Origin of the sequence: Maricaulis sp. MIT060901 (assembly GCF_047123815.1) — a bacterium.
In the GTDB taxonomy this organism is placed as follows: Bacteria; Pseudomonadota; Alphaproteobacteria; order Caulobacterales; family Maricaulaceae; genus Maricaulis.
In genome coordinates, this window is the sequence record NZ_CP138920.1 from 600,239 (window position 1) to 623,058 (window position 22,820).

Annotated in this window: 27 protein-coding genes; 4 read left to right on the plus strand and 23 right to left on the minus strand. The window is 63.8% G+C overall.

Annotation, left to right across the window (positions count from 1 at the left end; genetic code table 11):
- Positions 1 to 15: 15 nt before the first annotated feature.
- The 15 genes from SIC17_RS03055 to SIC17_RS03125 form a co-directional block, all read right to left on the minus strand.
- Positions 16 to 1,380, minus strand: coding sequence for a hypothetical protein (locus SIC17_RS03055; protein WP_291893580.1), 1,365 nt, complete (start codon positions 1,378 to 1,380; stop codon positions 16 to 18).
- Between the two features lie 60 nt (positions 1,381 to 1,440).
- Complete coding sequence (locus SIC17_RS03060; RefSeq protein ID WP_291893583.1) at positions 1,441 to 2,820, minus strand: sensor histidine kinase; 1,380 nt, start codon at positions 2,818 to 2,820, stop codon at positions 1,441 to 1,443.
- Positions 2,817 to 3,494, minus strand: a complete 678-nt coding sequence (locus SIC17_RS03065) for a response regulator transcription factor (RefSeq protein ID WP_291893586.1) — start codon at positions 3,492 to 3,494, stop codon at positions 2,817 to 2,819. The genes SIC17_RS03060 and SIC17_RS03065 overlap by 4 nt, the downstream gene beginning before the upstream one ends.
- A 9-nt stretch (positions 3,495 to 3,503) precedes the next feature.
- Positions 3,504 to 3,836 (minus strand): PepSY domain-containing protein, encoded by a 333-nt coding sequence (locus tag SIC17_RS03070; RefSeq protein ID WP_291893589.1) that lies wholly within the window; start codon positions 3,834 to 3,836, stop codon positions 3,504 to 3,506.
- Positions 3,837 to 3,900: 64 nt separating this feature from the next.
- Positions 3,901 to 4,830 carry a DnaJ C-terminal domain-containing protein gene (locus tag SIC17_RS03075; RefSeq protein WP_412546363.1) on the minus strand — a complete coding sequence of 310 codons (930 nt, stop codon included), beginning with the start codon at positions 4,828 to 4,830 and terminating at the stop codon, positions 3,901 to 3,903.
- A 71-nt stretch (positions 4,831 to 4,901) separates the two neighbouring features.
- A complete protein-coding gene (locus SIC17_RS03080; protein WP_412546364.1) occupies positions 4,902 to 8,627 on the minus strand; it encodes a glycoside hydrolase TIM-barrel-like domain-containing protein in 3,726 nt (1,241 codons plus the stop codon).
- Between the two features lies 1 nt (position 8,628).
- A complete protein-coding gene (locus SIC17_RS03085; protein WP_412546365.1) occupies positions 8,629 to 9,060 on the minus strand; it encodes an NlpC/P60 family protein in 432 nt (143 codons plus the stop codon).
- The gene (locus SIC17_RS03090; RefSeq protein ID WP_291893599.1) at positions 9,057 to 9,722 is read right to left on the minus strand and encodes a DUF2163 domain-containing protein; all 666 of its coding nucleotides are present in this window, start codon (positions 9,720 to 9,722) and stop codon (positions 9,057 to 9,059) included. The genes SIC17_RS03085 and SIC17_RS03090 overlap by 4 nt, the downstream gene beginning before the upstream one ends.
- A gap of 1 nt (position 9,723) precedes the next feature.
- Positions 9,724 to 10,347 (minus strand): DUF2460 domain-containing protein, encoded by a 624-nt coding sequence (locus SIC17_RS03095; protein ID WP_291893602.1) that lies wholly within the window; start codon positions 10,345 to 10,347, stop codon positions 9,724 to 9,726.
- Positions 10,344 to 10,838, minus strand: a complete 495-nt coding sequence (locus SIC17_RS03100) for a phage tail tape measure C-terminal domain-containing protein (RefSeq protein WP_291893604.1) — start codon at positions 10,836 to 10,838, stop codon at positions 10,344 to 10,346. The genes SIC17_RS03095 and SIC17_RS03100 overlap by 4 nt, the downstream gene beginning before the upstream one ends.
- Complete coding sequence (locus SIC17_RS03105) at positions 10,822 to 11,022, minus strand: phage tail assembly chaperone (RefSeq protein ID WP_291893607.1); 201 nt, start codon at positions 11,020 to 11,022, stop codon at positions 10,822 to 10,824. Before SIC17_RS03105 ends, SIC17_RS03100 begins: the two co-directional genes overlap by 17 nt.
- Positions 11,019 to 11,261 (minus strand): hypothetical protein, encoded by a 243-nt coding sequence (locus SIC17_RS03110; RefSeq protein ID WP_412546366.1) that lies wholly within the window; start codon positions 11,259 to 11,261, stop codon positions 11,019 to 11,021. The genes SIC17_RS03105 and SIC17_RS03110 overlap by 4 nt, the downstream gene beginning before the upstream one ends.
- Entirely contained in the window at positions 11,258 to 11,674 is a 417-nt protein-coding gene (locus SIC17_RS03115) for a phage major tail protein, TP901-1 family (protein WP_291893612.1), read from the minus strand. The genes SIC17_RS03110 and SIC17_RS03115 overlap by 4 nt, the downstream gene beginning before the upstream one ends.
- Positions 11,671 to 12,090, minus strand: coding sequence for a DUF3168 domain-containing protein (locus tag SIC17_RS03120; RefSeq protein WP_291893615.1), 420 nt, complete (start codon positions 12,088 to 12,090; stop codon positions 11,671 to 11,673). The genes SIC17_RS03115 and SIC17_RS03120 overlap by 4 nt, the downstream gene beginning before the upstream one ends.
- Complete coding sequence (locus SIC17_RS03125) at positions 12,087 to 12,677, minus strand: hypothetical protein (protein ID WP_412546367.1); 591 nt, start codon at positions 12,675 to 12,677, stop codon at positions 12,087 to 12,089. Before SIC17_RS03125 ends, SIC17_RS03120 begins: the two co-directional genes overlap by 4 nt.
- A 23-nt stretch (positions 12,678 to 12,700) precedes the next feature.
- On the opposite strand from SIC17_RS03125, the gene SIC17_RS03130 reads away from it, so the two are divergent.
- Positions 12,701 to 13,039 (plus strand): hypothetical protein, encoded by a 339-nt coding sequence (locus tag SIC17_RS03130; RefSeq protein WP_291893623.1) that lies wholly within the window; start codon positions 12,701 to 12,703, stop codon positions 13,037 to 13,039.
- Here the strand turns inward: SIC17_RS03130 and SIC17_RS03135 are convergent.
- Genes SIC17_RS03135 through SIC17_RS03155 form a run of 5 tightly spaced genes read right to left on the minus strand, consistent with a single transcriptional unit; the run spans position 13,036 to position 17,213 of the window.
- Entirely contained in the window at positions 13,036 to 14,250 is a 1,215-nt protein-coding gene (locus tag SIC17_RS03135) for a phage major capsid protein (protein WP_412546368.1), read from the minus strand. The two genes, SIC17_RS03130 and SIC17_RS03135, sit on opposite strands and share 4 nt — an antisense overlap.
- Positions 14,251 to 14,268: 18 nt before the next feature.
- Positions 14,269 to 14,706 (minus strand): HK97 family phage prohead protease, encoded by a 438-nt coding sequence (locus SIC17_RS03140; RefSeq protein WP_412546369.1) that lies wholly within the window; start codon positions 14,704 to 14,706, stop codon positions 14,269 to 14,271.
- Complete coding sequence (locus tag SIC17_RS03145) at positions 14,706 to 14,948, minus strand: hypothetical protein (protein ID WP_291893632.1); 243 nt, start codon at positions 14,946 to 14,948, stop codon at positions 14,706 to 14,708. The genes SIC17_RS03140 and SIC17_RS03145 overlap by 1 nt, the downstream gene beginning before the upstream one ends.
- Positions 14,938 to 15,975: a phage portal protein gene (locus tag SIC17_RS03150; RefSeq protein ID WP_412546370.1), complete on the minus strand. Its 1,038-nt coding sequence runs from the start codon at positions 15,973 to 15,975 to the stop codon at positions 14,938 to 14,940. The genes SIC17_RS03145 and SIC17_RS03150 overlap by 11 nt, the downstream gene beginning before the upstream one ends.
- A 26-nt stretch (positions 15,976 to 16,001) precedes the next feature.
- Complete coding sequence (locus tag SIC17_RS03155) at positions 16,002 to 17,213, minus strand: DNA-packaging protein (RefSeq protein WP_412546947.1); 1,212 nt, start codon at positions 17,211 to 17,213, stop codon at positions 16,002 to 16,004.
- A 136-nt stretch (positions 17,214 to 17,349) separates the two neighbouring features.
- On the opposite strand from SIC17_RS03155, the gene SIC17_RS03160 reads away from it, so the two are divergent.
- Entirely contained in the window at positions 17,350 to 17,577 is a 228-nt protein-coding gene (locus SIC17_RS03160) for a hypothetical protein (protein ID WP_412546371.1), read from the plus strand.
- Positions 17,578 to 17,803: 226 nt separating this feature from the next.
- Here the strand turns inward: SIC17_RS03160 and SIC17_RS03165 are convergent, their stop codons facing one another.
- Entirely contained in the window at positions 17,804 to 17,932 is a 129-nt protein-coding gene (locus SIC17_RS03165; protein WP_412546372.1) for a hypothetical protein, read from the minus strand.
- A gap of 525 nt (positions 17,933 to 18,457) precedes the next feature.
- Between SIC17_RS03165 and SIC17_RS03170 the strand changes: the two genes are divergently transcribed.
- Complete coding sequence (locus SIC17_RS03170) at positions 18,458 to 19,483, plus strand: hypothetical protein (protein ID WP_412546373.1); 1,026 nt, start codon at positions 18,458 to 18,460, stop codon at positions 19,481 to 19,483.
- Between the two features lie 18 nt (positions 19,484 to 19,501).
- On the opposite strand, the gene SIC17_RS03175 is transcribed toward SIC17_RS03170, so the two are convergent.
- Positions 19,502 to 19,939 (minus strand): YcgN family cysteine cluster protein, encoded by a 438-nt coding sequence (locus tag SIC17_RS03175; RefSeq protein WP_412546374.1) that lies wholly within the window; start codon positions 19,937 to 19,939, stop codon positions 19,502 to 19,504.
- Between the two features lie 123 nt (positions 19,940 to 20,062).
- On the opposite strand from SIC17_RS03175, the gene SIC17_RS03180 reads away from it, so the two are divergent.
- Complete coding sequence (locus tag SIC17_RS03180; protein ID WP_412546375.1) at positions 20,063 to 22,012, plus strand: transglycosylase domain-containing protein; 1,950 nt, start codon at positions 20,063 to 20,065, stop codon at positions 22,010 to 22,012.
- On the opposite strand, the gene SIC17_RS03185 is transcribed toward SIC17_RS03180, so the two are convergent.
- On the minus strand, positions 21,940 to 22,815 hold the full coding sequence (locus SIC17_RS03185; protein ID WP_291893655.1) for an ion transporter: 876 nt from the start codon (positions 22,813 to 22,815) through the stop codon (positions 21,940 to 21,942). The two genes, SIC17_RS03180 and SIC17_RS03185, sit on opposite strands and share 73 nt — an antisense overlap.
- Positions 22,816 to 22,820: the final 5 nt, after the last annotated feature.

Sequence of the window (22,820 nt, forward strand, 5' to 3'; positions counted from 1 at the left end):
GGCCTTATCGCCGCATCATGCGGCAGCGGCAGAGTTTCCGCGGCGTCGCAGTGTCGCAGCCTCGGCCGTGGCATCGGCAGCTTCGAGCAGCCGGGCGGTAATCATCAGGCCTTCCTGCGCCACATTGCGGTTCTGACCCTCGCTGGAAGCGACCAGGTCGACCAGCAATTCACCGGCGTCTTGCAGGCGTTTGACCGACGCATCAGCGATGCGTTTCTGGGTGCTCGCAACAGCGGCGGCGTTGGCATGCTCGCGAGCCTTGGCGAGGAAATAGATAAGACCTTCGGCGCGATCGACCGAGGCTTCCGGCGGCAATTGTGCCGGGATAATTCGGCCACTCTTGCCACGGCGCGGCTCCGGCAGTCCGGAATCCAGCGCCAGCGGCACTTTCTCGAATACTTTCTCTGTATTGGTCGAGGCTTCGGCACGCAGGCTGAACAGGGCCTGCCCCCAGCGACCAGCCTTGCGGATGCCGAACTCCTGGGTCATGCCCGTGGAATAGGAGACAAAGCGGTCATAACGCTCATAGGTCTTTTTCGCCTCGTCCAGATCAGCTGGCGGCGATTTTAGCTTCGCGGCAAAGAAACCGGTATCAGCAAGCACGGCATCGCCCACAGCAGCCAGCTCGGTCTTGGAGACGACCAGATCATCGCCCCGCTTGCCGATCCGCTCGATGACGCGGAAGATCTCCCAGGGCTGTTCCAGCCGCCCCATGGTCAGCAGCAGCATCCAGACAGCTCCGTCCGGCGCTTCTTCCATCAGCTGTTCGTGCATCTGGGTGATGCGGGTTACCAGGTCTTCATCGAGGTCATAGACCCGTGCCGGCACGCGGTTCATGCAGTCATCAATCGGCTTGGCATTGCGCAGCAGGACCACGGCGTCGCGCAGCATGTCAGCGCTGTCGCCGCCGCCAAAACGCTTGGCCAGTGCCGTCATGTCCTTGGGAACACGCTCGGCTTTCTGGATACCCTCGTTCAGGGCCTCGCCCAGCTGGGCACGGAATTCATACCAGATCTCGTCGGTGGGCGGCTTCTTGCACTTCTTCGCCGTCTCGATGGTCTGTTTGGCCAGGTGACGTCCCAGCCAGCCCCAAAGCTTGCTGACCTGGTCCGGGCTGAAACGGGCACGTGACGGCTGCACGCTGTCCGGATCCCCGATCAGGGGTTTGAGCGGCGCCAGAAGATAGGCCTTGGCGAGAGCGCCCGCGGGTTCCTGGATGGCGTCCTGCAATTCCTTGAAGACACCGATCAGCCGGTTTGACGCCTCGTCCTGCCCCGCAGACGCCTGCGCGGAAGCCACCAGTGCAGAGCGCATATGCACAGGCATGCTGCGCCAGAGCGCTTCCAGCTTTGCTTTCTGGTTAGGCGTTAAACGGGTCATGTATAAGTCAAACCACTGCGATACAGACCACAGTCTTGCCCAAGTACAGTTAATTTAGCTTTATCGAGAAGTTGCCGGAAGTTTTACACTTGCCAGAAGACCGCCCATTTCCGAGCGGGAAAACTCAACCTCGCCCTCATAGGCCTTGGCCAGATCGGTCACGATCGACAGGCCCAGGCCGGAGCCCGGCGCTTTCTCGTCCAGGCGTACGCCGCGCTTGAGCGCCGTCTGTGCCTGTTCATCTGTCAGGCCCGGACCGTCATCCTCGATACGGATTTCCAGCTCCCGGTCGCCCGTGCGTACAGAGCTGACGCGAACCTGTGAACTGGCCCACTTGCAGGCATTGTCCATCAGATTGCCGATCATTTCCTCCAGATCCTGGCGTTCGCCGCGGAAGATCAGACCCGGCTCGATCTCGGCGCTGACAGCGATACCCTGGCGTGAATAGATTTTCTCCAGCGTCCGTGCGAGATCGGACAGCACGCCGCCGGTTTCGGTACGCGCGCCCACGGCCTTGGCGTGAGCCGCCGCCCTCGCCCGGCGCAGATGGTGGTCGACCTGTTTGGACATGATCTCTGTCTGCTTGCCCACCAGTTCGGCGAAATCACCATCCTGGCTGCGCGCCTCATTGGTGAGCACGGCCACAGGGGTTTTCAGGGCATGCGCCAGATTGCCGACATGCGTGCGTGATCGCTCCACCAGCTCGCGGGAATGATCCAGCGTCGCATTGAGCTCGTCGGCCAGCGGCTGCAGCTCGTCGGGGAATTCCCCGTCCACACGTTCGGCATCACCATGGCGCACTTCCGCCACCGTCCGGCCCATGCGCAGGACCGGTTCCAGACCGATCCGGACCTGCAGGAACACGCCCGCCGCGATGGCCGTGGCAAAACCCAGGAACATCAGCCCGGAAGTGATGGCAAAATTGCGCACTTCCCGGTCCGCCGGACTGCGATCCTCCGCCGCCAGCATGAGAGACAGGTTTGTGCGGTTCTGCAGACGCACGGCCTGGGCAACGATACGAAGCGGCTCGCGGTCCGGTCCCTTGGTCTCGCTGGTCAGGATAGCACCGGGCTGGGCCATGGCGCGCTCGATCAGCTCGTAGGGCGCGGCCAGCTGCTCGTCCCACATCGAGCGCGAGACGATGAGGATACGTGTATTGCCGTCCTCGGCCACATCCAGGACTTCCCAGTAACGGCCGGAAAAGACACGTGCGTATTCAGGATCAGAGGGGCGCCTGGCCAAAACGACATCGCCAGCCGGATCGGTTTCCGCAGCGGCTACCAGCGCGCCGACGACACTGGTCAGGCGGCCATCAAGTGTGCGGATAACGGAGCGCTGGTAGAGCGTGGTCAGCGCAATGGCGCCGACCAGCAACAGGACAAAGGCCCAGGCCGCTGCGCCTGCGAACAGGCGGAATGCGAGCGACCTGGGTAACCTCACGAGACCGGTCGAGCCACCGGATCAACCAGGCGGTATCCCAGACCGCGCACGGTCTCGATACGGTCAGGCCCGATCTTCTTGCGAAGGCGGCCGACAAATACCTCGATCGTATTGCTGTCACGATCAAAGTCCTGGTCGTAGATATGTTCCACCAGCTCGGTGCGAGAAATCACGCGGTCCTGGTGATGGGCGAGATAGCTGAGCATGCGGAATTCGTGCGAGGTCACCTTGACCGGCGCGCCTTCGATGAAGACGCGGGCACCGCGTGTATCAATGCTCAGATCACCGCATTCAATCGTCGAGGACGTGTGCCCTGCGGCACGACGGGTCAGCGCCCGCAAGCGCGCCAGCAATTCCTCGGTGTGGAAAGGTTTGGTGAGATAATCATCAGCGCCCGCATCAAATCCGGCGACCTTTTCGCTCCACCGATCGCGGGCTGTCAGGATGAGAACCGGGAAGTCCCGGCCCTCGGAACGCCAGCGTTCCAGCACCGTCACGCCGTCCAGCTTGGGCAGGCCCAGATCGAGGACAACAACATCGTAAGGCTCTGTATCGCCCAGGAAATGCCCGTCTTCGCCATCCACGGCGCTGTCCACGGCATAACCGCTGTCTTCCAGCGCTCGGCCGAGCTGGCGGTTCAGGTCCGGATCATCTTCAACGACTAATGCGCGCATGATTCCCTCTCAGCGTTCGAACAGTATAGCGCCAGTACGCGCATCCGCCACAACATCGATCCGGCGACCATCCTCGGTCAGGATCTTGACGATGTAGCGCGGATTGGAACCACCCTCGAGCTCGGCGTCGAGGACGCTGGCTCGCGGATAGCGCTGTCGCACCTGGCTGATGACTCGAATGGCGGGGACGACATCGCCCTGCCGACGCGCATCCCGCGCCTCACCCGCCGTATAGCGGTCACGCGACTGGAACACTTTCGCTTCGAAAGGTTCCGCGATGACAGCTCCCGGTGCGAGCAGAGCGGTGGTTACGCCTAATGTGACTACGAGTTTCTTCAACATGCGACACACACTGCAGGACTGCCGCTGAACGCGGCCTGAACGATATGCTAACACTTTTTCACGCTCAGGACTTCAATCCCTTGCGCGGATCATGCCCGTCAGCGGGGCTCCAGGCTTCCAGGAACTCCTGCAAGGCCTGGTCACGCTCCGGCAGGGAAATCATCAAACGGATGATCTGGTCGCCGCGCGCACCCTTGGCACTTGCAAACCCCTTGCCACGCAAACGCAGCAGACCGCCACTGTTGGAACCGGGCGGAATACGCACATCCACATCACCATCGATCGTGGGTATGCGCACCTTGGCGCCCATCGCCGCTTCTTTCAGTGTGATGGGCAGATCCAGCATCACATTATCGCCCTCGCGGGAGAAATACTTGTGTTCGCGGATGCGGATCTCGACCAACGCATCGCCCTGGGCACCACCAGTGGCAGATGGGTGTCCCTGGCCGCGCAGGCGCAGCACCTGTCCCTCGCTGGCACCCGGCGGAACAGCCACGTCCACGGACCGGCCACCGGGCAGGACAACGCGGTGTTTGCCGCCCTCGGCCGCCTGCATGAAATCCAACACCAGGCTCTGGCGAAGATCTTCTCCCTTGCGGCGCGGCTGATGACTCTGCTGGGCACCGGCTGCACCGAAATCGGTAAACAGGTCGGAGAAGATATCGCCGATATCGTCAAACCCGCGCCCGCTCTGGCGCCCCTGGCGGAAATTGAACGGGCTGCGTTGATGGCGCCCGCCCCCCATGCCGCCCATGCCTCCGGACGCATATTGTGAGCCCAGGCCCGCGCGCGCAGCCGCATCGTATTCGGCGCGCTTGTCTGAATCAGACAGCAGGTTGAAGGCCGCGGAGACATTCTTGAACCGCTCTTCGGCGGCCTTGTCACCCGGATTGGCATCCGGATGCAGCTCCTTCGCAAGCTTGCGGTAAGCCTTGCGAATCTCCTCCTGGGAGGCGGTCTTGGAAACACCGAGTGTCTTGTAGGGATCGTCCATGCAGAGCGGTCCGGTTGCGCGTTACTTTCCCCATGCATGTAAGGGGCTTTGGGGCGGATCGCAAAGCCTGCTCACAGCATCACTTCCAGCCGGGCCGGATGGCCTGCGCCCGCCCGGTCGGAAATCTGCGCGACTTCGATGACACAAACCTCATCGCCGCCGGCAGAAGAGCTGAGGATTTCCAGCGCCGGCAAGGTGAGCTGCGGTGTGTCGGTCTGCGTGGCCCAGTCACCATACCCGTCCCGTCGCAGGCTGACACGATAGGCTTCGGTCACCTCCCCAAGCGGCAGGGGGTGAATATCCCAGCGGTCACCATCCACACGGGTTCGCCGACGCCAGCGCAGCACGCCCGCTTCCAGCCGCAAATGCACCGGCGCAAACGGTTTGAGCCCGCCGTGTTGAGGCAGGACATTCGCCATCGTCGCATCCGCCTCGCCAGCGCCCGTCAGACGCGCCTGCACACTTACCTGCCGCCCGATCTCACTGTCCCTCGGCGCCAGCGTGCCGACAGCATCATCGAGAAGCACACAGATAGCGCCCGTCTCAGCTGTGCCCTCGGCAAAACTGCCATGCAGGCCCCGCAACAGGCGGCTCAGGCGATAACGTCGAGGCGCGATCATCTCGGCGCGGGCAAATTGCAGGATTTCCCAACGCCCGTCCGATTGCTGGACCGCCAGCCTGTTGGCGCCATTGAGCACGGCCCGGTCTGTATGGCTGGCCAGCTCGCCACGCACCAGATCCAGCTCCATCACTGCCGCCTCGTCCCAGCGCCCCAGCGGCCCGGGCGCAAGCGGAGTGGTCAGCACGCCCATCACCGCATGCCGAGGCAATTGCAGGCGAGCCGTCCAGCCCGCAGACGCACTGCCGGTCGAGATCAAAAGCGGCGCCTGGCCCTGGCGTGTGGCGGCAGCCACCCAGAGCCCCGCCTCCGCCAGGTCCATCACGGCGAGCACCGGTCGGCTGGGGCTCGCAGGTCCTGTTCCGCTCGCGCTGCGGGAGGCCCTGTATTCAGCCTGGCCAGTCTTCACAGGCCGGACCAGTTGCGCGCGCAGCTCGGCCTGGCGATCCAGCGCACTGACCTGCCAGCGCTCTTCATCGACAAGCAGGACATCGCCCGGTTCAACCGCCAGCGCCTGTGGCGGCAGGACGATGCGTCGGCTTTCCAGCTGCATGTTCGCCATGCCCAGCCGGTCCTGCGCCAGGGCGCGTGCCAGGCCTTCATCCAGCAACAACCGTCCGGTGAGGGCCAGTCGGCGGTGACCGCCAGCCTCCCCGTCCGCCCAGACCCAGCCGGGCTGATAGGCCTTGCCGTCATCGACAAAGGACAGGCTGACATCGCCAAAACGCGCATCACTGGTGGCCGGGCTCAATTGCAGATCTGCTTCGCCCGCCAGATAGGCCGGATCTTCCAGCGTGATCTCGCCCGCCCCGAGCCCGGACGATACAAAGGCCAGCCGGTCCACCCGAGGCCAGGCTTCGATGCCCAGCAGCGACAGCAAGGGTTCAAGGCCAGCCCGTGCTGCCGTCAGCCCGTGCATCGCATAACCGGACACCATGCCCAGTGCAGCGCTCGTATCGACCTCGGAAAGCCCTGCCTGCGCACAGATCTCGGTGATGACCTGACCGACCGGTACAGCCCCAACACGCCCGTTGAGCCAGTGCCCGCGCTGCCAGTTCTCATTGTCGGACCAGATGTCCCCGCGGGAGGGAAATTCCGGGAAGGGCCGCGCATCCCAGGCCCAGACATGCACCCAGTCCGGCATCACCATGGGGCCGGCATAGACCGGCGACACCGGATTCCCGGCCCCGCCCTCACCCCAGTGGGACAACAGCGCCATCAAGGCGCGGCGCTGCAACAGGTCATCGCGCGCACCACTGGAGAAATGCGGCAAGGCACTCTCGGAACTCTTGGGATCAAAAAACACATTGGGCTGGTTGCTGCCCTTGTCGACCGCAGGAAAGCCGACCTCGGTCAGCCAGACAGGCTTGCCCTTCGGGACCCAGTCCGTTGGCACAGCGGAACGCAAACCGTCCGGGCGATCATGATGGGCATTCTCCCACCAGCCTCGCAGATCCTTGATGCGCCAGATCCAGTCCTCGCCATGCGCCAGATCCTGAATCGGCGTGCGGACCTGGGCCGCGCGATCAGTCTCGCACGCGTAATACCAGTCATACCCCTCACCGCTGCTCAGCCCCGCCGCCAGATAATCCGGATCGTGAATGCGCTCTGCCAGGGCGCTGTCGAGATGCCCGGGCGTGTCACGCCAGTCCGTCATCGGCGCGTACCAGTCGATGGCAACAGCATCGATCTCGGCGCAGGCCCAGAGCGGGTCGAGATGGAAGATCCGCTCGCCGCCCTCACCCCACACACCGGCATATTCGCTCCAGTCCGCAGCATAGGAGAGGCGGCAATCCGGGCCGAGCAATTGGCGCGCTTCAACCGCCAGCGCGACCAGTTCTGAAACAGCGGGAAAGACACCGGCTTCGCTCGAGGTCGTCAGCGCGACCATTTCCGATCCGATGAGAAACCCGTCCACACCGCCAGCCGCCTTGGCCAGCGCCGCACAGTGCAGGATGAAACGCCGGAAGCGCCAATCCGCGGGACCCGCATAACTGACTGCGTCCGAAGTCGTGGTGAAATCCGCCGCGCTGGCTGTGCCGAAAAACTCGGCGATCTGACCGGCAACAGCCGGCCCTGTCTGCGCCGTGATCCGTCCGCGCCAGGGAAAGGCCGCCTGCTCTGCCCCGCCATGCGGGTCGGGCAGGCTATTGCCCGCCGGGATATCCATTAGGATGAAGGGATAGATCGTGACGGCAAAACCGCGCGCCCTGAGTTCACCGATCAGGGCGATCACTCCGGCATCGTCCGGCGTGCCACCGTAAACCGGCCGGCCTTCCAGCGTACCGACAAGCCAGGCAGAACCGCGATCCTCGCCCGCCACCGACCACTCAACGGGACGCGTCTGCTTGTCCCGGGTTTCGACCCCGGGCCGGATCTCGCATTCCCCGCAGCGCAGATCCGTACCGAACCAGCTCAGCACCAGCTGCACCGAACGGCAGGCCGGAAGATCGCGCTGCAGCTGGTCCAGCGCGCTCAATACATCCGCCTCACCGCTCCAGGAGTGCCGATTTTCGGCCAGCTCATCGCCCGGTCTCAGCACACGTTTCACCGGCTGGGTCGTCAGGGAAAACTCGCCACTGCCCGGGATCAGGTTGACGCCGCGCACCAGGTTTTCCAGCGCGCCCGTCTCACCCTGGCGAAAAACCTCGAAGGAAAAATTGGGAATGCGATGACCGAAGGGCTGCAGCGCCAGATCCTCCAGCACGACATAGGCCGTATCGCGGAAAGCGGGCGCGTCGGCGCCCTCGATCGTCTCGATCAGCGGGTCAGCCTCTTGCGCGGGCGTGCCGGTATAAAGCCGCATGTTGAGCGTCGAGACGTCGAGCGGTTCGCCATTGGCCCAGATCCGGCCGATGCCAGAAATGACGCCCTCGCAAAGTCCGACGGCCAGGCTGATGGAATAGGTATACTGGCTCGACCCTCCCCCGCCCTTGCCACCGCTGGAGTGTTCGTGCTCGCGATAGTTCGACGCCCAGATCACCTCACCAGCCAGGCGATAACGCCCCCAGATCCGCGCCATGGGCGAACCGGAGACCGAGGTCTGGATATCCAGACTGTCAATCCGCGGCCCGTCCGGCGCTCCCGGCGCAAGCGCGTGATGCACGGCGGCCTGGGCCAGGCGTGGCAGGACATGCCGGGCCGTCTCGGCACCGACCCTGAGCAGCATTTCTCCCATCTCAATCCTCCAGATCCGGAAAGCTGAAAGCCGCGACCCAGCGGGCCTGCCACCAGGGGGTCAGCGCGGTCTCGGCAACGGCGCGTCCCCAATAGGCGTGGATGATGCGGCCGGGTGCAGACAGGATGGAGCAGTGTTTGGCTGGCCCCTCCCGGCGCGGCCGGAAGAGCAGGACATCGCCGGGCGCTGCTGTTTCGAGACATCTTTCCTGGAAGTATTGCCGGGCCGCGTCGAGCAGGGTTTCCTGCCCGCTCCGCTCGGCCCAGTCGGGGGTATAGGCGGGCAATGGCTGAGGCTCCGCGCCCACCTGCTCGCGCCAGATGCCGCGGACGAGCCCGAGGCAATCACAACCCGCCCCACAGCAACTGGCCTGGTGGCGATAGGGCGTTCCGATCCAGCGACGGGCGCTGGCGATGATATCCGCGCGCCTCATCCGCCCAGCCCCCGTGATCCGCCATCACGCGCGTTCTCATTGGCGGGGCTGGCGATCAGCACGTCATTGCCGACGAGATAGGGAAAACCACGGAAGTTGGATGTGTTGGAAAACCGGTCGCGACAGGTCGCGAAAGCCCGGTCACAGCCCAGAGGGTAGTTCGCGTGCATAGCTTCGACACCACAACGCACATCTCCCAGGCTGGCATCACAGCTGCGCGCGAACACGCGGCCGATCTGGCGCTCCAGCCTGTGTTCCCGTCCCAGCAGCTCGACTTCGCAGCCCTGGTTGAAAATCGCGACTGCCCCGAACCACCAGGCCTGGACGCGGACATTCTGGTCCGGCGCAGACCAGTCGGCACGCAACAGCTCGACCTGTGTCTCGTCCCACACTCCGGCCCGTAATTCGCCCAGCGTGATGCGATCATCCTCCAGCACCAGGCTCAGCCCGGCCTGGTCGGGGGCCAGACCTGTTTCCGTTTCAGCATCGGGAGACGCCATGCGGGCCATGGGCAGAAAACCGAGCCCGTCGATCTCCAGCGCCTGGTCATGGTCACAAAAGCCCAGTTTGAAACCGTCCGGCCGCGTCAGGCGCCAGCACCAGCACAGCGTGGATGTCCCGGCTTCCAGCTGGGCACTGATGGATGGGGGAATTGTCAGCATGTCAGCTCCTCACCTCGACCAGCGGGATTGACGGCACCTGGCCGGCGCGGACATGGTCAAGAGCGATGTCCAGCTGGTCGGTGTCGAAACGCACGGCACAGTCAAAACGGAACCCAGCCGTGATGGCCTGCCCGGCTGCGGGCGGGCTGGCAAAGTCGATCTCGCCGGTCAGCGTGTCGACCTGTGGCGAGACGGGACTGCCATCCAGGGCGACGAGAACCGAACCCGCCACGGGCCTGGTGATCACGCGCGTCCAGCTTTCCCTGCCGCTGGCATAGCGCTTGGTCAGCCGGAAACGGGTCGTGCTGCCATCCCCTGTTCCCACAGGCTGGTCCAGCGCTGAAGGCGTCTGTGAGGGGCGGCAGGACTGGTAATCCAGCGGATCACGGAAACGGAAGGTGTGCAATCGTCCGCGCCGCGCTTCGAAAAAATCGATCAGGGCGGCGATATCGTCCAGCGTCTGGACGGCGAGGCCGATATCCCAGCGCCGCTGGCTGTCGGCCCAGGGCGTGTTGCGCTGTTCACGGCCGGAGGCCAGGCGGGTGATGTCGGTGCGGCGCTGCGGGCCGCCAACCGCGCCCAGGCTGATCGCAAACGGCAGGCTGATGTCATGGAAATCACTCACAGGTATCGGCTCCCTTTCTGGACAGCGCGGGCGATCTGGCGGGCGAGACGCGTGGCACTGGGTGGATTGCCGGCCTCAATGGCAGGCATGGCGAGATTGACGGTGATGCCCGGTTCCAGTGGCTGGACCTGCGCGCCCATGCCCGGCATGAGGATTTCCGGACCACGCTCGCCCACCAGATATGCCCCTCCCGCTGCGACCGGCCCGCCCTCGGCGCGGGCGCCAGTGACTGCCGGTGGCGATGGGGCAAGGGCGCCCAGCGCCGGTTGGACAACAAACCGGTCGACGGCCAGACGGGCGAGATCGGCGAGGATGGACTGGGTCATGCGGGAAAAATCCAGCTCGCCCGAACGGGCCGCAGCCGCGAGCGAACGCTCAATGCCCTGGCCGGCCCGTTCAAACGCGGCCTCGATCGTGACGGCAGCTTCGCTGGCCGGGCCATCAGCGAGGTCCTGCAAACGGGTCGCGGCGGTTTCAGCCTTGCGGTTCATGTCGGTCTCCGGATGTGTGGTTTTCGATCAGCGTGTTGAGTTCCGCGCGGGAAAGCGGTCGGCGGGCCGCGTCCGGTTCGGTCAGGGCGCGCCATTCGCGCAGGCTCAGCGCCCAGAACTCTGCCGGTGTCAGGCCCAGCCGGGCTGCCAGCGCCAGGGCGGCGGTCCAGTGGGATCCGCTCACACCAGATCCTCCAGCGCCTGTTCGATCGCATCCTGGATTTCAGGGATCGCCGCAAGATTATTCGCAAGCGAAGCTCTTTCACCAGACAAGATTTCGAACAGGGTTTCCAGACGCTCCTGCGGGGACTGATCTGTTGGCAGGGCCTGCAAGCGCGCCAGCCCGGCCATGGTCAGGCAGAGCAGATAGCTGCGTCCGCCCAGTTCCAGCGAGACCTCGCCGCGTGCCGGATTGGCCATCATGTTGCTGTAAAAGCGAGTTCGCCGGCAGAGGCGAGGCTGATCGACCAGCTCGCCTCGCCGTCGAAACGCCCGGAATAATCCAGCGCCGCGACGAGGAATTTCCCGGCCATCACCCCGGCCCCCGCCAGGACGAGCTGCCAGTCCGCAGCCTGCTGGTCAAAAAAGAGCTGGCGCAGGCGGATGGCGGCGGCGTCATCAACAAACACCCCGGCCCCGGAGATCGTGCAGGTTTTCAGCCCCACGCCTTCCAGCAGCTCGCGCCAGCCCCCGGCACTGTCGGCATGGGTGACGTCAACGGTGCGGGCATTGAGCGACAGGGTGCGCGTGCGCAACCCGGCCACCGGGGCAAAGGCCTGCGGCTCGGCGCCATCGCCCAGTTTCAAAAGCAGGTCCCGGCCTGCAGCAATACTCATGATGTTGGCTCCTCGATCTGCCCCATGACAGCGCGCAGGCGGATCAGTCCGCGACGCACGCCGAGGCGGTTGGTGTTGAAGGTGTCGGTGAAAACAGGGACCAGGCTGATGACACACCAGGGCGCCGCCACATTGATGGTCAGCTGGCGCAGGAGGGTGCGCAGCTGACCGGTCAGCGCCGGGGCATCACCCTCCTGTTCCCAGACCATGAGGTCCTGGCGCAGCTCGATCAGATCGACCCCGTCGGCAGATTTGTCAGAGGTCTGTGCCCTGCCCCAGCTAAGATGAGGAAAGGCCAGGTGACGGCTTGGCCGGTCGGCCAGGCGCAGGGGATCACCGAAGAGGGCCTGCGCTTCCGGCGAAGCGGCCAGCGCAGTGCTGATGGCCTCGCGGATGATCTGGCTGGCCGCGCTCACAGGCCCGCCCTCCGCCAGGGGGCCAGCAACAGCGAAACGGGCGACGGCAAGGCTACGCCTTCAGGCTCGCGGGATGGCGTCAGCAAGAGATGTTCAGCCAGCCCGGCGACGGCTTCACACAGATCCGGCGGGACAGCAGAGGCCTCAACGCCAAAGCCGGCCCTGTAACGAATTTCCAGCCCGTTGGCAGGACTGCCAATTGTGGGGAAACTGCCCGCTGGTCGGGTCACCAGCCAGGCAGATCGGACATCCCGCACCAGCTCATAGGCGCTGGCCGCCCAGATCTCTGACGTGCCATCCGCCGCGGTGATGCTGACGCTCTCAACCTCGATGACCGGGCCAAGGCCCAGCCGGAACCGCGTGCCAAACGCGCTTAACCGCCCACCCTCGTGCCAGCTGTCGTGGCGCTCAATCCAGCGCTGTTCGATCAGCGCCAGGCCGCATTCGGCCTCGACGCGTCGGCGGCTTGCCGATATGACCGCCTGTATTCGGTCGTCCTGGTCGGTGTGGGTGAATCGCAAACGCGCCTTCATCCCGGCCAGCGTGACCGGCTCCAGCGCCGGCGGCTCTGCGAGTTCGAGGGACATGGGTTTTCCTGTCGGGGTTGGGAATGACGAACAATGCCATCAACGCCCTCATCGCCTGGACACTGGCGATCGGCATTTGTGCATTGGTCACCCTTGCGAGCGGCTATGGATTTCTGAGCCTGTTCAGCGCGATAGCCGAATTTGCTGAATCAGAACCGGAAGTTTTCTGGGCGATTTGGAGCGTTTTGGGCCTGATCGGGGCGTTTTTCGCCCTCAGACCGCTTGAGAACTTCATCCGTCATCTCGGCTACGGGCTTAAGTCCGTTGAAGAAACGACAAAACTCTCGAACGGCGATGCGATCAGCGATGAAGCAGAAAATGCCCTCGCCGATCGCCTCCGCGACGAGCTTGGCAAAGACTAGGCCGCGCTGAATTTGAGCAGTTTGATGGCGTCGAAATCCTGCACGCCACCGGCCACACGCTTGGTGGTATAGAAGAGCACATAGGGTTTGGCGCTGAACGGGTCGCGCAGCACTTCCACGCCCTGGCGGTCGATGATCAGATAGCCCTTGCGGAAATCACCAAAGGCAATCGCGCTCGCATTGGCACCGATATCGGGCATGTCTTCCGCCTCGCTGACCGGATAGCCCAGGAGGGTGGACGTGCCGGCCTCGCTGAGACCGGGCTGCCAGAGATAATTGCCATCCGCGTCCTTGAAGCGGCGCACGGCGGAGACCGTGCGGCGGTTCATCAGGAAACGCCCGCTGGCCCGATAGGCATTCTTCGGCGCATAGATGAGATCGATCAGCGCATCGCCGGGATCGGTGGCGGCGAAACCGCCCTCCACCCCCGTCGCCACATAACCCAGCTCACCCCAGGCCTGCCCCCCCTCGACATTGCTTGTATAGCTGAGGAAACCGCGCGGTTTGTTGACCCCGTCACCGGAGATGAAGGCAGCGCTTTCCTGGGCGGCAAAGACATCGCGGATCTCATCCGCCAGCCATTGGTCGATATCGACCATGGCATCATCCAGCAATTGCTGGGTCGCGGCGGGCATGGCGTAGAGCTCGGCGGCCGGAAAATCGAGCAGGTCGAGATCCGGTGAAGTGGTTTCCGGGCGGGCGGCCGTCTCGGTGACCCAGCCCGATGCAGCCCCGCCTCGCGAGACCGGCTTGCGGAAGACCGCGGCAGAGGAAGACCGTACGCTGGCGATGGCGCGCAGCGGCGAAGCCTCGGCCAGCTGGCGGTCGATCAGGGCCTCGGTCTCCTGCGGCACAACATATCCGCCCTCACCCGCCGTACCGGCATTAAGCGATTTGGCCTCCTGAAAGGCCGCCACATCGCCCTGGCGCACATAGCGCTGCCAGCCGGGATTGTTGAGCTTGTCGGTGCCACTGACCGCCGGGCGTTGTTGGTCCAGAAGCAGACGATCCAGCGCGGTTTTCTGCTGGTCCAGCGCCGCATCGATGCGCGTGACCTTGTCCTCGAGCAGGATATCGGCGCTGGCGCGTTTCTCGATCTCGCCGAGACGCTGGTCATTGGCGGACTTGAACGCCTCGAAGGCGGTCATCACCTCGGCCAGGGCGGCACGGGTTTCGGTGGAGACAGGGGTCATTTTCACTTCCTTGGTCATGGAGAATTCCTGTGGGGTTCAAGCAGCCCGGCGGTGGCTGGCGGCCAGGGAAAGCCGGGCCTGGGGCAGCATCGGAAAGGTGACGATCGAGACTTCCCAGAGCTCGATCGCCTCGAGAAAACGCCCGCGCGACGGGCGCGGACGGGAGGAACGGGTGCGAAATCCGATGGACAGGCCATTGAGCGCACCGCGCCGGACAAGCGCCTGCACGGAGCGGGACTGTTCGCTGGCATCCAGGATCTCGCCCTCGACCCACAGCCCTTTCCTGTCCTGGCGTATGATCTGCCAGCGTCCGACCGGCTCGGTTGGCTCGTGCTGGTAGAGCATGGGGACGTTGCGCCCGGCTGTACGCCCGCCAGCTAGCCCGTCAGCAAAGGCGCCTGGCAGGACGATATCGCCGCTCAGATCTTCCAGGTTGAACAGGCTGGCATAGCCTTCAATTGCCAGAGACGACATCAATCATCCTCCATGCGCTGTTCGATACGATTGAGGCTCTGGCGGACCAGGCGCATCTCGGTTTCAACCCCGGCCAGTCGCTCGGCAAAGGGCGAGGCGCGCACGCTGGCGCGTTCAAGGTGATTGAGACGTTCGCCCACACGCCCGGCCCAGATCAGGGCGCCGGAAGTCTGCACCAGGATGGCGATCAGCACGCCCAGCGTGATCTGGCGTTGCAGGTGCCAGCGTGGATTATCCGTCATCGCCACCTCCGCGGTGAGCGGCCGTGACCTGTGTGGCCCTGCCCAGCCAGGGACGCAGCCAGACGGTCAGCGCAGCGGCTGTCTTGTCGACCAGCGGGTCGATGGTCTGGCTCCAGAAGGCCTGGTTCGCCTCGACATAGTTCGCATACGTATTATCGCCAGGAAGTCCAAGCAGAAGCGGTGGCACACCCAGGGCCAGGGCGATCTCGCGCGCCGCCTCGCGCCGGGCCTGGACAAAATCCATATCCGCCGGCGTCAGCGACATGGGTTTCCAGTCCAGCCCGCCTTCCAGCAACATGGGACGGCCTGCATTCTCGGGGCCGGAATGGGTCTCGCCCAGCTCGGACTTGAGCCGCTCATACTGTTCCACACTCAACCGGCCATCGGCATTGTCGACCACCAGCGCACCGGAGGGGCGCGCGGCATTGTCCAAGAGAGACTTAGCCCAGCGTCCGCCCGCATTGTGCAGGTCCAGCGCCGCCGCTGCTGCCTGCAGCGGGGAATAGCCATAGGCATCATCCGCCGGCGAAAAGAGCCGCATGTGAAACAACGCGCTGCGCTGGGTCACGGGATCGCGCTCGAAGACACGCTTGTGTTCCCCGGCGCGGTATTCATAGAGCTGCGGCCAGCCGCGCACGCCCGGCACTGCCCGCACCCGGTCGGGGCGCAGCACATACATTTCGCGCGGATGCCCCTCCAGCGTGGACAGTTCGACATAGGCGTTTCCAGCCAGGATGAGATGGCCGTAAAAACTCTCCCAGAATTCCGGACCGGACTGGTCTGGATTGGGGCCAGCCAGCAATTGCGCGGCAGGCCCGGGCGACGCGAGGGTCCGGCTGGCGGCGGCCTCGGCAATGAGGCGTACACAGCGATGCACGATGGCATTCCGCTCATAACCGGTCCGCACCAGGCCCTGCACATCGCGCACGATGCGGTTCACGGCCGTATTGCGGGCCAGTTCATACAGTGCGCGCGGCACACCACTCTTGCTCTCCCGCCCCAGCAGGCGGTCGATCCATCCGGGCATAAGCCCCTCCCTTGAAATTGAAATGTCTAGAGACGCCGCAGGCGCGGCATGGCCGGACTGGCCAGCAATAAGGCACTGATCGCCCAGACCAGCGCATCCACCCGGTCGGGGCTGGACGCCGTGCTGCCCGGCGCGCCAAAGGCACACATCTGGTCTTCCAGGGCGCTGAACCGCCCGGCATGAAAAACCCGTCCCGCGCTGTAGAGCGCAGCAACCGGCTCGGCCCGGGTCCGCTTGCCCCGGGTGGCGTGCACGCGCCTGACGGGAACGTTCGGGTCAATCGTGGCTATGATTTCGGACACCATCTCACCACCCTGATTGCTCTCGGCAACCACGGCATCGGCCTGGTGCGCGTGCCAGGCCGCCACCACGCGCTCGGCCCAGTCTGCAGGCGCTGCAGGACCGAAACTCTCATCCGCCAGCACAAAGGCCCGCCGCGCATGCCCCTCGCCCACAGCGCCGGCCACGACGATGCCGCACTCGTCGGAGCGGGCATGCGAGGTCACCGGCGGGTCGACGGCCACGATCAGGCGATCAAGATCCGGCGGCGGAGCGACGAAGGCCGCTTCCACCTCGCTGCGTTTCCACAGCGCTCCGGGCGGATCATCGATCAGCAAGCCTTCCAGTTCCTGGCGCCCCAGAACACTGCCGCCGTAAGCGGCCTGCATGGCCGTCACAAACCCCGGCGCGAGATGATCGGCATTGGCCGAGGTCGGCTGATGCGTCACGCGCACACCGGACTGTTTCATTAGGGCCTTCAGCGCCGCGATGGGCCGCGGTGTCGTGGTGATGACGATGCGCGGATCACTGCCCAGACGCACCCCCATGCGCAGCGTATCCAGCGCCATCTGTGGATCCGGCCAGGCCGCAAATTCGTCGATCCAGGCGAGCTCGAATTGCGGCCCACGCAACCCGTCCGGGTCTGTGGCGGAAAAGGCAAAGGCCTCTGCGCCATTGGGCCAGACCAGGCGATGGCGGCTGCTCTCGTAAACCGGCCTCTCATCGGGCGGGCCGATGGAACGCAGGCCGGAGACCCCTTCGATCATCACTTCGCGCACATCAGAGAAGGTCGGCCCCACCAGCGCCACCCGGCGTGCACCCTCGAGAATGCGGCCGCGGACCCATTCAGCCCCCGCCCGGGTCTTGCCCGCTCCGCGGCCGCCCAGGAACAGCCAGGTGTGCCACGCCCCGCCCGGGGGGATCTGGTTCTCGTGCGGGCTCCAGCCCAGCTCCAGCATGCGGCGGGCGGACCGGGTCGCATCCTCTTCCCTTTTCAAGGCGAGCAGCTCGGCGGAAGACCAGGGCACGCTCAATATATTTTCGCCGAACTTCACGGCGCAGGGCCTGATGGTCTCCAGGATCTGTTGTATCGTCTTGGGTGTTGTCACTCATCGTCTCTCGACTTTGTTGTTCAGCCTCGATGGCCTTGGCCATGGCGGTAATGCCGGCAGCCAGGCGCGCAGCTTCGGCGGGCGATCCCAGCATGAGTTCGGCATCTGCCCGCGCCACCAGGCGCTGCAGGGCCACTTCACGCAGGGCGCGCAATTGATCCTCGTCCAGGGCGGCCAGGCGGCGCATGCAGCGGGCCGTCCAGTTCTTTGAACGGCCAGCCTCCCGGGCCACGGCCTCAAGCGAGGCACCGCCCTGGTATTTGCGGAAAAAGGGGAACCAGTCCGCATTGTCGCGGAAGCGTCTGTCGGTTTTTCTGGGCATAGCGATTTATACCCCGCGGCTGCATGCCCGGGATTGTTTCGCAGATGAAATTGAAAAACGTCACATTCTCAGTGACCTGCCCCCGTGTCGCAACGGGATTGGCCCCGCACTATCCTCAGGCAGCAGAGCCCAGGTCCAGCTTGCGGCCGGTGACGGAGAGTTTGGAAATCTCGGCCATGGCGCGGGACGCATTGACGAACTGGAGCTCCATGCCCTTGTTCACAACGGTATCGTGCAGGACCATCAACAGGCCCAGCGTGGTGACATCGGCGCGCCCGAGCTTTTTTCAGATCGAGACGCACACGTTCGGCATCGCTTTTCTCGATCATCTCGATGAGGGATTTGAAGCTCTGGTGCTCCTTGAAGGCCAGCTGACCTTCCAGTTCGATCACCAAGGCATCTCCGTCACGCCGCGTCGTCTGGCGCAGCTCGGTCGTCTTCGCTGTATTTGTCGACATGCCCGTGTCTTACCCTGCACTGGCGCCGCAAGATCCGCCCCCCAAAGGCGATATCTGTCTCACGCTCGTGAACTGGAGACGGAGAAATATCCCATTTGTCTCCAATTTTATACAATATCCAGCTTGTTTAGTTAAAATTCGGTGCACCGATATAGTATAATATAAGTATGCTCTTTGTTCGCCGATAGCAGCAACAAGCATTGCACCAACTATACTGAGCATCCCTCGGCCAGACCTTTCGTTTCGCGAGAACAACTCGCTTGCATCCGCCCGATGCCTCTGGATGATAGCGACTGGGATGGGGGAAATTCATGTTGGCGTTTTGGGTTCTGCTGGCCGCGCACGCCATGTCGTCGGCTAACCAGCTGAGCGATCTGCCTGAAGTTGAGATTCGTGAGGAAATCGTCGGGGATTTCGATAATGACGGTACGCAGGATATCGTCCGGCTGACTATGGACGATGAGGGCTGGGTCCGGATCACGGCAGAGCTTTCATCCGCCGGCCTTGTCGAAATCCATTCAGACCACCGATCGAGTGGCAGCGGGCTTGGCATTGAGACGAGCGAAGACGGGCTGATCCGCTATCACTACAGCAGCAATGTCGCCAGCCGCGGAAACTGGGCCAATGCTGATACGCTCGAGCATCGCGGTGACGCCTTCTATATCGTCCATCGCACGACAAGCTGGCGTGATGGCAATAACCCGTCCAACCGGGGCGAGTGCGACTTCGACCTGCGGACCGGCGAAGGCGTTCGCAACGGCGTTGAAGTCAGCGCAGATATCGAACCGAGGCGATGGAGCCCATCGACCGCTTCAGGAGATCTCGTCAGCGCGGCGTGCCGCGAATTCGTGCAGGACGATGTCGTGCTGTCAGGCGGTTTCGACGGAGACGGCAGTGATGACCGTGTCACGCTGGACGGTGGAAGCTTTGCGGCAAGCCTGACAATTGAGACGAGCAGGAATGATCCCCAACGCTATTCACCCATATTCATCGGGTCTGGGCACGAGATGGCGCTGACGTCGCACGGCTCGATCCAGGTGAGCTGGTGGCATTCGTTCGGGCCTGTCAACCACGCTCCGATGACAGCGACGATCGCCTATCGCGATGGTGCATTCCGCGTGGCCGGTCTGACCCGCGAGGCGATGCAGGTCGGATATCCGGTGACGGTTATCCCGCGCTGTGATGTAAACTTCCTGACCGGGCGGGGCGAAATGGGTGGTGAAAGCTTCACCACCGATCTGCCGGCCATTACCCTGGAAGAGATGGCTGCTCACGCCCTTGAAACCGGTGAACTGGCCAATTACCCGCCGCAATGCGGTGGACCCGCGGAAGACTGAGCCCGGGCGCGCCGGCGCCTAGTCCTCATCGCCTTCGCCGGGCCATTCCACGATGTGTTTGTCCCACTCGATCTCGCCGGAGAAACTCTCCTCCGAGCGCACCTGGTTGATAACCGACATGCCGGCCTTGTGCGTGCTGTCCGGATCGCCGGTGACCAGCGGATGCCAGTCGTAAAGATCCTTGCCCTCGGCCAGCAGGCGATAGGCACAGGTCTTCGGGATCCAGGGCAATTCGTGCACGCTGGTCGGGGTCAGCACAACGCAATCGGGGACCACGGTCTTGCGCAGCTCGTACTGCTTGCAGCGGCAGGTCGTCGGGTTGAACAATTTGCAGCTGACATCGGTTTCCAGACGCAGGCCCGTATCCTCGTCTTCCAGCTTGATCAGACAGCATTTTCCGCAGCCATCACAAAGAGATTCCCATTCATCACGGGTCATCTCTGATAGAGTTTTCATCTTCCAGAAAGGCAAGGACATGGATATCGCCTGAATTTGGCCCTTTTCTCGGGGCCTTAGGTCACACACACGAAATATGTGGGGACGTATAACATGATCATGGAGCCGTTTCGCGCGGATCACATGATGGAAAGGCAGCGCCGCGAGCGCCGCAACCGCCTGATCGCAGGCGGGGTGACGGCATTTGTGCTGCTGTTCGGCGTCCTTTTCTCCGGCGGGCTCTGGCACTGGGCCTTCCATGACCTGCCTGATGCACCGGCCTCGGCCTCCGAATTGTGGATCACCCGGCGGGAGCCGTCTGTCACCCTGCAGGACATGAACGGTGACGTGCTCGCCGTGCGCGGACCGCTCTATGCGCGGGCTGTGGGCCTGGACACCCTGCCTGAACATGTGCCCCAGGCCTTCCTCGCCATCGAGGACCAGCGCTTTTACGAACATGACGGGGTCGACCGTCGCGGCGTGATGCGCGCCCTGTGGCGCAACTTCCGGGCCGGACGCAGCGTCCAGGGCGGTTCGACCATCACCATGCAGCTGGTGAAGAACCTGATCCTGTCGCCGGAACGCCGCCTGCGCCGCAAGCTGCAGGAGATCCGCCTGGCCATGGCGCTGGAGCGCAATCTCACCAAGACCGAGATCCTGGAGCTTTATCTCAACCGCATCTATCTCGGCGCCCGTGCCTTTGGCGTCGAAGCTGCCAGCCAGCGCTATTTCGGCAAGTCCGCGACCGAGCTTACCCTGCAAGAAGCCGCCCTGCTGGCCGCCCTGCCCAAAGCGCCCTCGCGGCTCGACCCGACCGTCAATCTGGAAGCTGCCCAGGCCCGCGCAGCAACAGTCCTCGACGCCATGCTGGATGCCGGTTTTATCGACCAGGCGGCGCATGATGACGCGATCGCCAATCCGGCGGTTCCGGTCGAGCCTGATGTCGATCCGCAGGCCGGTGTGACCTGGGGGCATGTGTTTGACTATGCCGTGGTGGAAGCGGAGCGACTTTTAGGGCCGGAAAACATTCCCGACCTGGTCATCCGCACGACCATTGATCCGGACCTGACCCTGGCGGCCCACCGGGCTGCAGACGGCGTGCTGGGCAATGATGGTTCAGGTCAGGGCGCCAGCGAGGCGGCCATCGTATTGCTTGCCCAGGACGGGGCGATCCGCGCCTTTCATGGTGGCCGCGACTATCTGGACAGCCAGTTCAACCGCGCCCTCCAGGCCCAGCGCCAGCCGGGCTCGGCCTTCAAGCCCATCGTCTTTATCGCCGCGCTGGAAGCGGGATATGCCCCCTCCACCGCAGTGTGGGACGAACCGGTCGATCTGGAAGGCTGGACGCCACAGAATTTCTCCGGAAACTATCGCGGCCTGGTCACCCTGCAGGAAGCGCTCAAACGCTCCATCAACACGGTCGCCGCCCAGATCGGCGACGAGCTGGGAATCGAGCGTATCGTCGAAGTCGGCCATCGCCTGGGCATCCGCTCCAACCTGCCCGCCCTGCCCTCGATCGCGCTGGGTGCAGCAGAAGCCAATCTGCTGGAACTGACCGCGGCCTATTCCGTGTTCCCGCGCAATGGCCAACGCTTCGATCCGTACTTCGTGACCTCGATCTCCAATTCCCGCGGCGACGTCTTGTACGAACACACCGAGCGTGAAGGCGAACAGGTCGTCACCCGCGATGTCGCCCAGCACATGTCGACCATGTTGCAGGATGTGGTGCTGACCGGGACCGGCCGCCGCGCGGCCCTGCCGGACCGTTCCGTGGGCGGCAAGACCGGCACCAGCCAGTCCTTCCGCGATGCCTGGTTTATCGGTTTCACCGAGGATTACACGGCCGGTGTCTGGGTCGGCAATGATGACGACAGCCCGATGCAGAATGTCACCGGTGGCGGCCTGCCGGCCCAGATCTGGCAGGCCTTCATGACGGATGTGCACGCGAACCTTCCGCCACGCGATCTCAGCGCTTCTGCACCGCGTACACGCTCGGAACGGGAAGAGCGCCTGGCGGCCTTCTATTCCGAGCTGTCAGGGGCTTTCGAGGCGTTGCTGGAACCCTCCTCCGAGGACGCGTCCAACGAGCGCTGAAGCATGCCGCCCAGCTGGCGGATTTCCGCCCGCAATTCCGAGATCTCGCGATGCAGTTCAGCCCGGTCAGCCTGGGCTTCCTCGTCGCGCGCATCCTCATCGTCGAAATGCTTGGCCTGCAGGCTGTCCACGATAATGGCGATGAACAGGTTGAGGACGGCGAAACTGGTCAGGACGATGAAAATCAGGAAAAACGACCAGGCCCAGGGATGGTGTTCACGCACCGGGTTCTGAACCTCGGTCGCCCAGCCTTCCAGCGTCATCACCTGGAACAGGGTGATCGCGCTTTCGCCCAGCGTTCCGAACAATTCCGGATTGCTTTCGGCAAAGAGCTTCGCCGCCATGACCGAGGAGACATAGAAGATCAGCGCCAGCACGGCGATGACCGAGCTCATGCCCGGGATCGCCCGCAACAGGGCTTCCACGACCTTGCGCATTTCCGGCATCACCGAGAACAGGCGGAAGGCCCGCAGGATGCGCAGCGACCGCAGGACCGCAAAACCGCCGGCATCCGGCATGATGGAAACACCGATCACGATCAGGTCGAACCAGTTCCAGCCCGACATGAAGAAGCGATGGCGATAGGCAATCAGCTTGAGAAAGATCTCGAACACAAACACCGAGACCACGATGCGATCAACGATCGGCAGAACCGTGGTGAACCAGAGCCCCTCATAGGGGTAAGTCTCCAGCCCCAGCGTGATCGCATTCAGGACGATCAGTCCGAGAATGAAATTCCTGAAGCCCGCGCTTTCGATAAACGCGATCAGCCGATTGGTAAAACTGTCCTGAGTGCGCTGCATGTCTG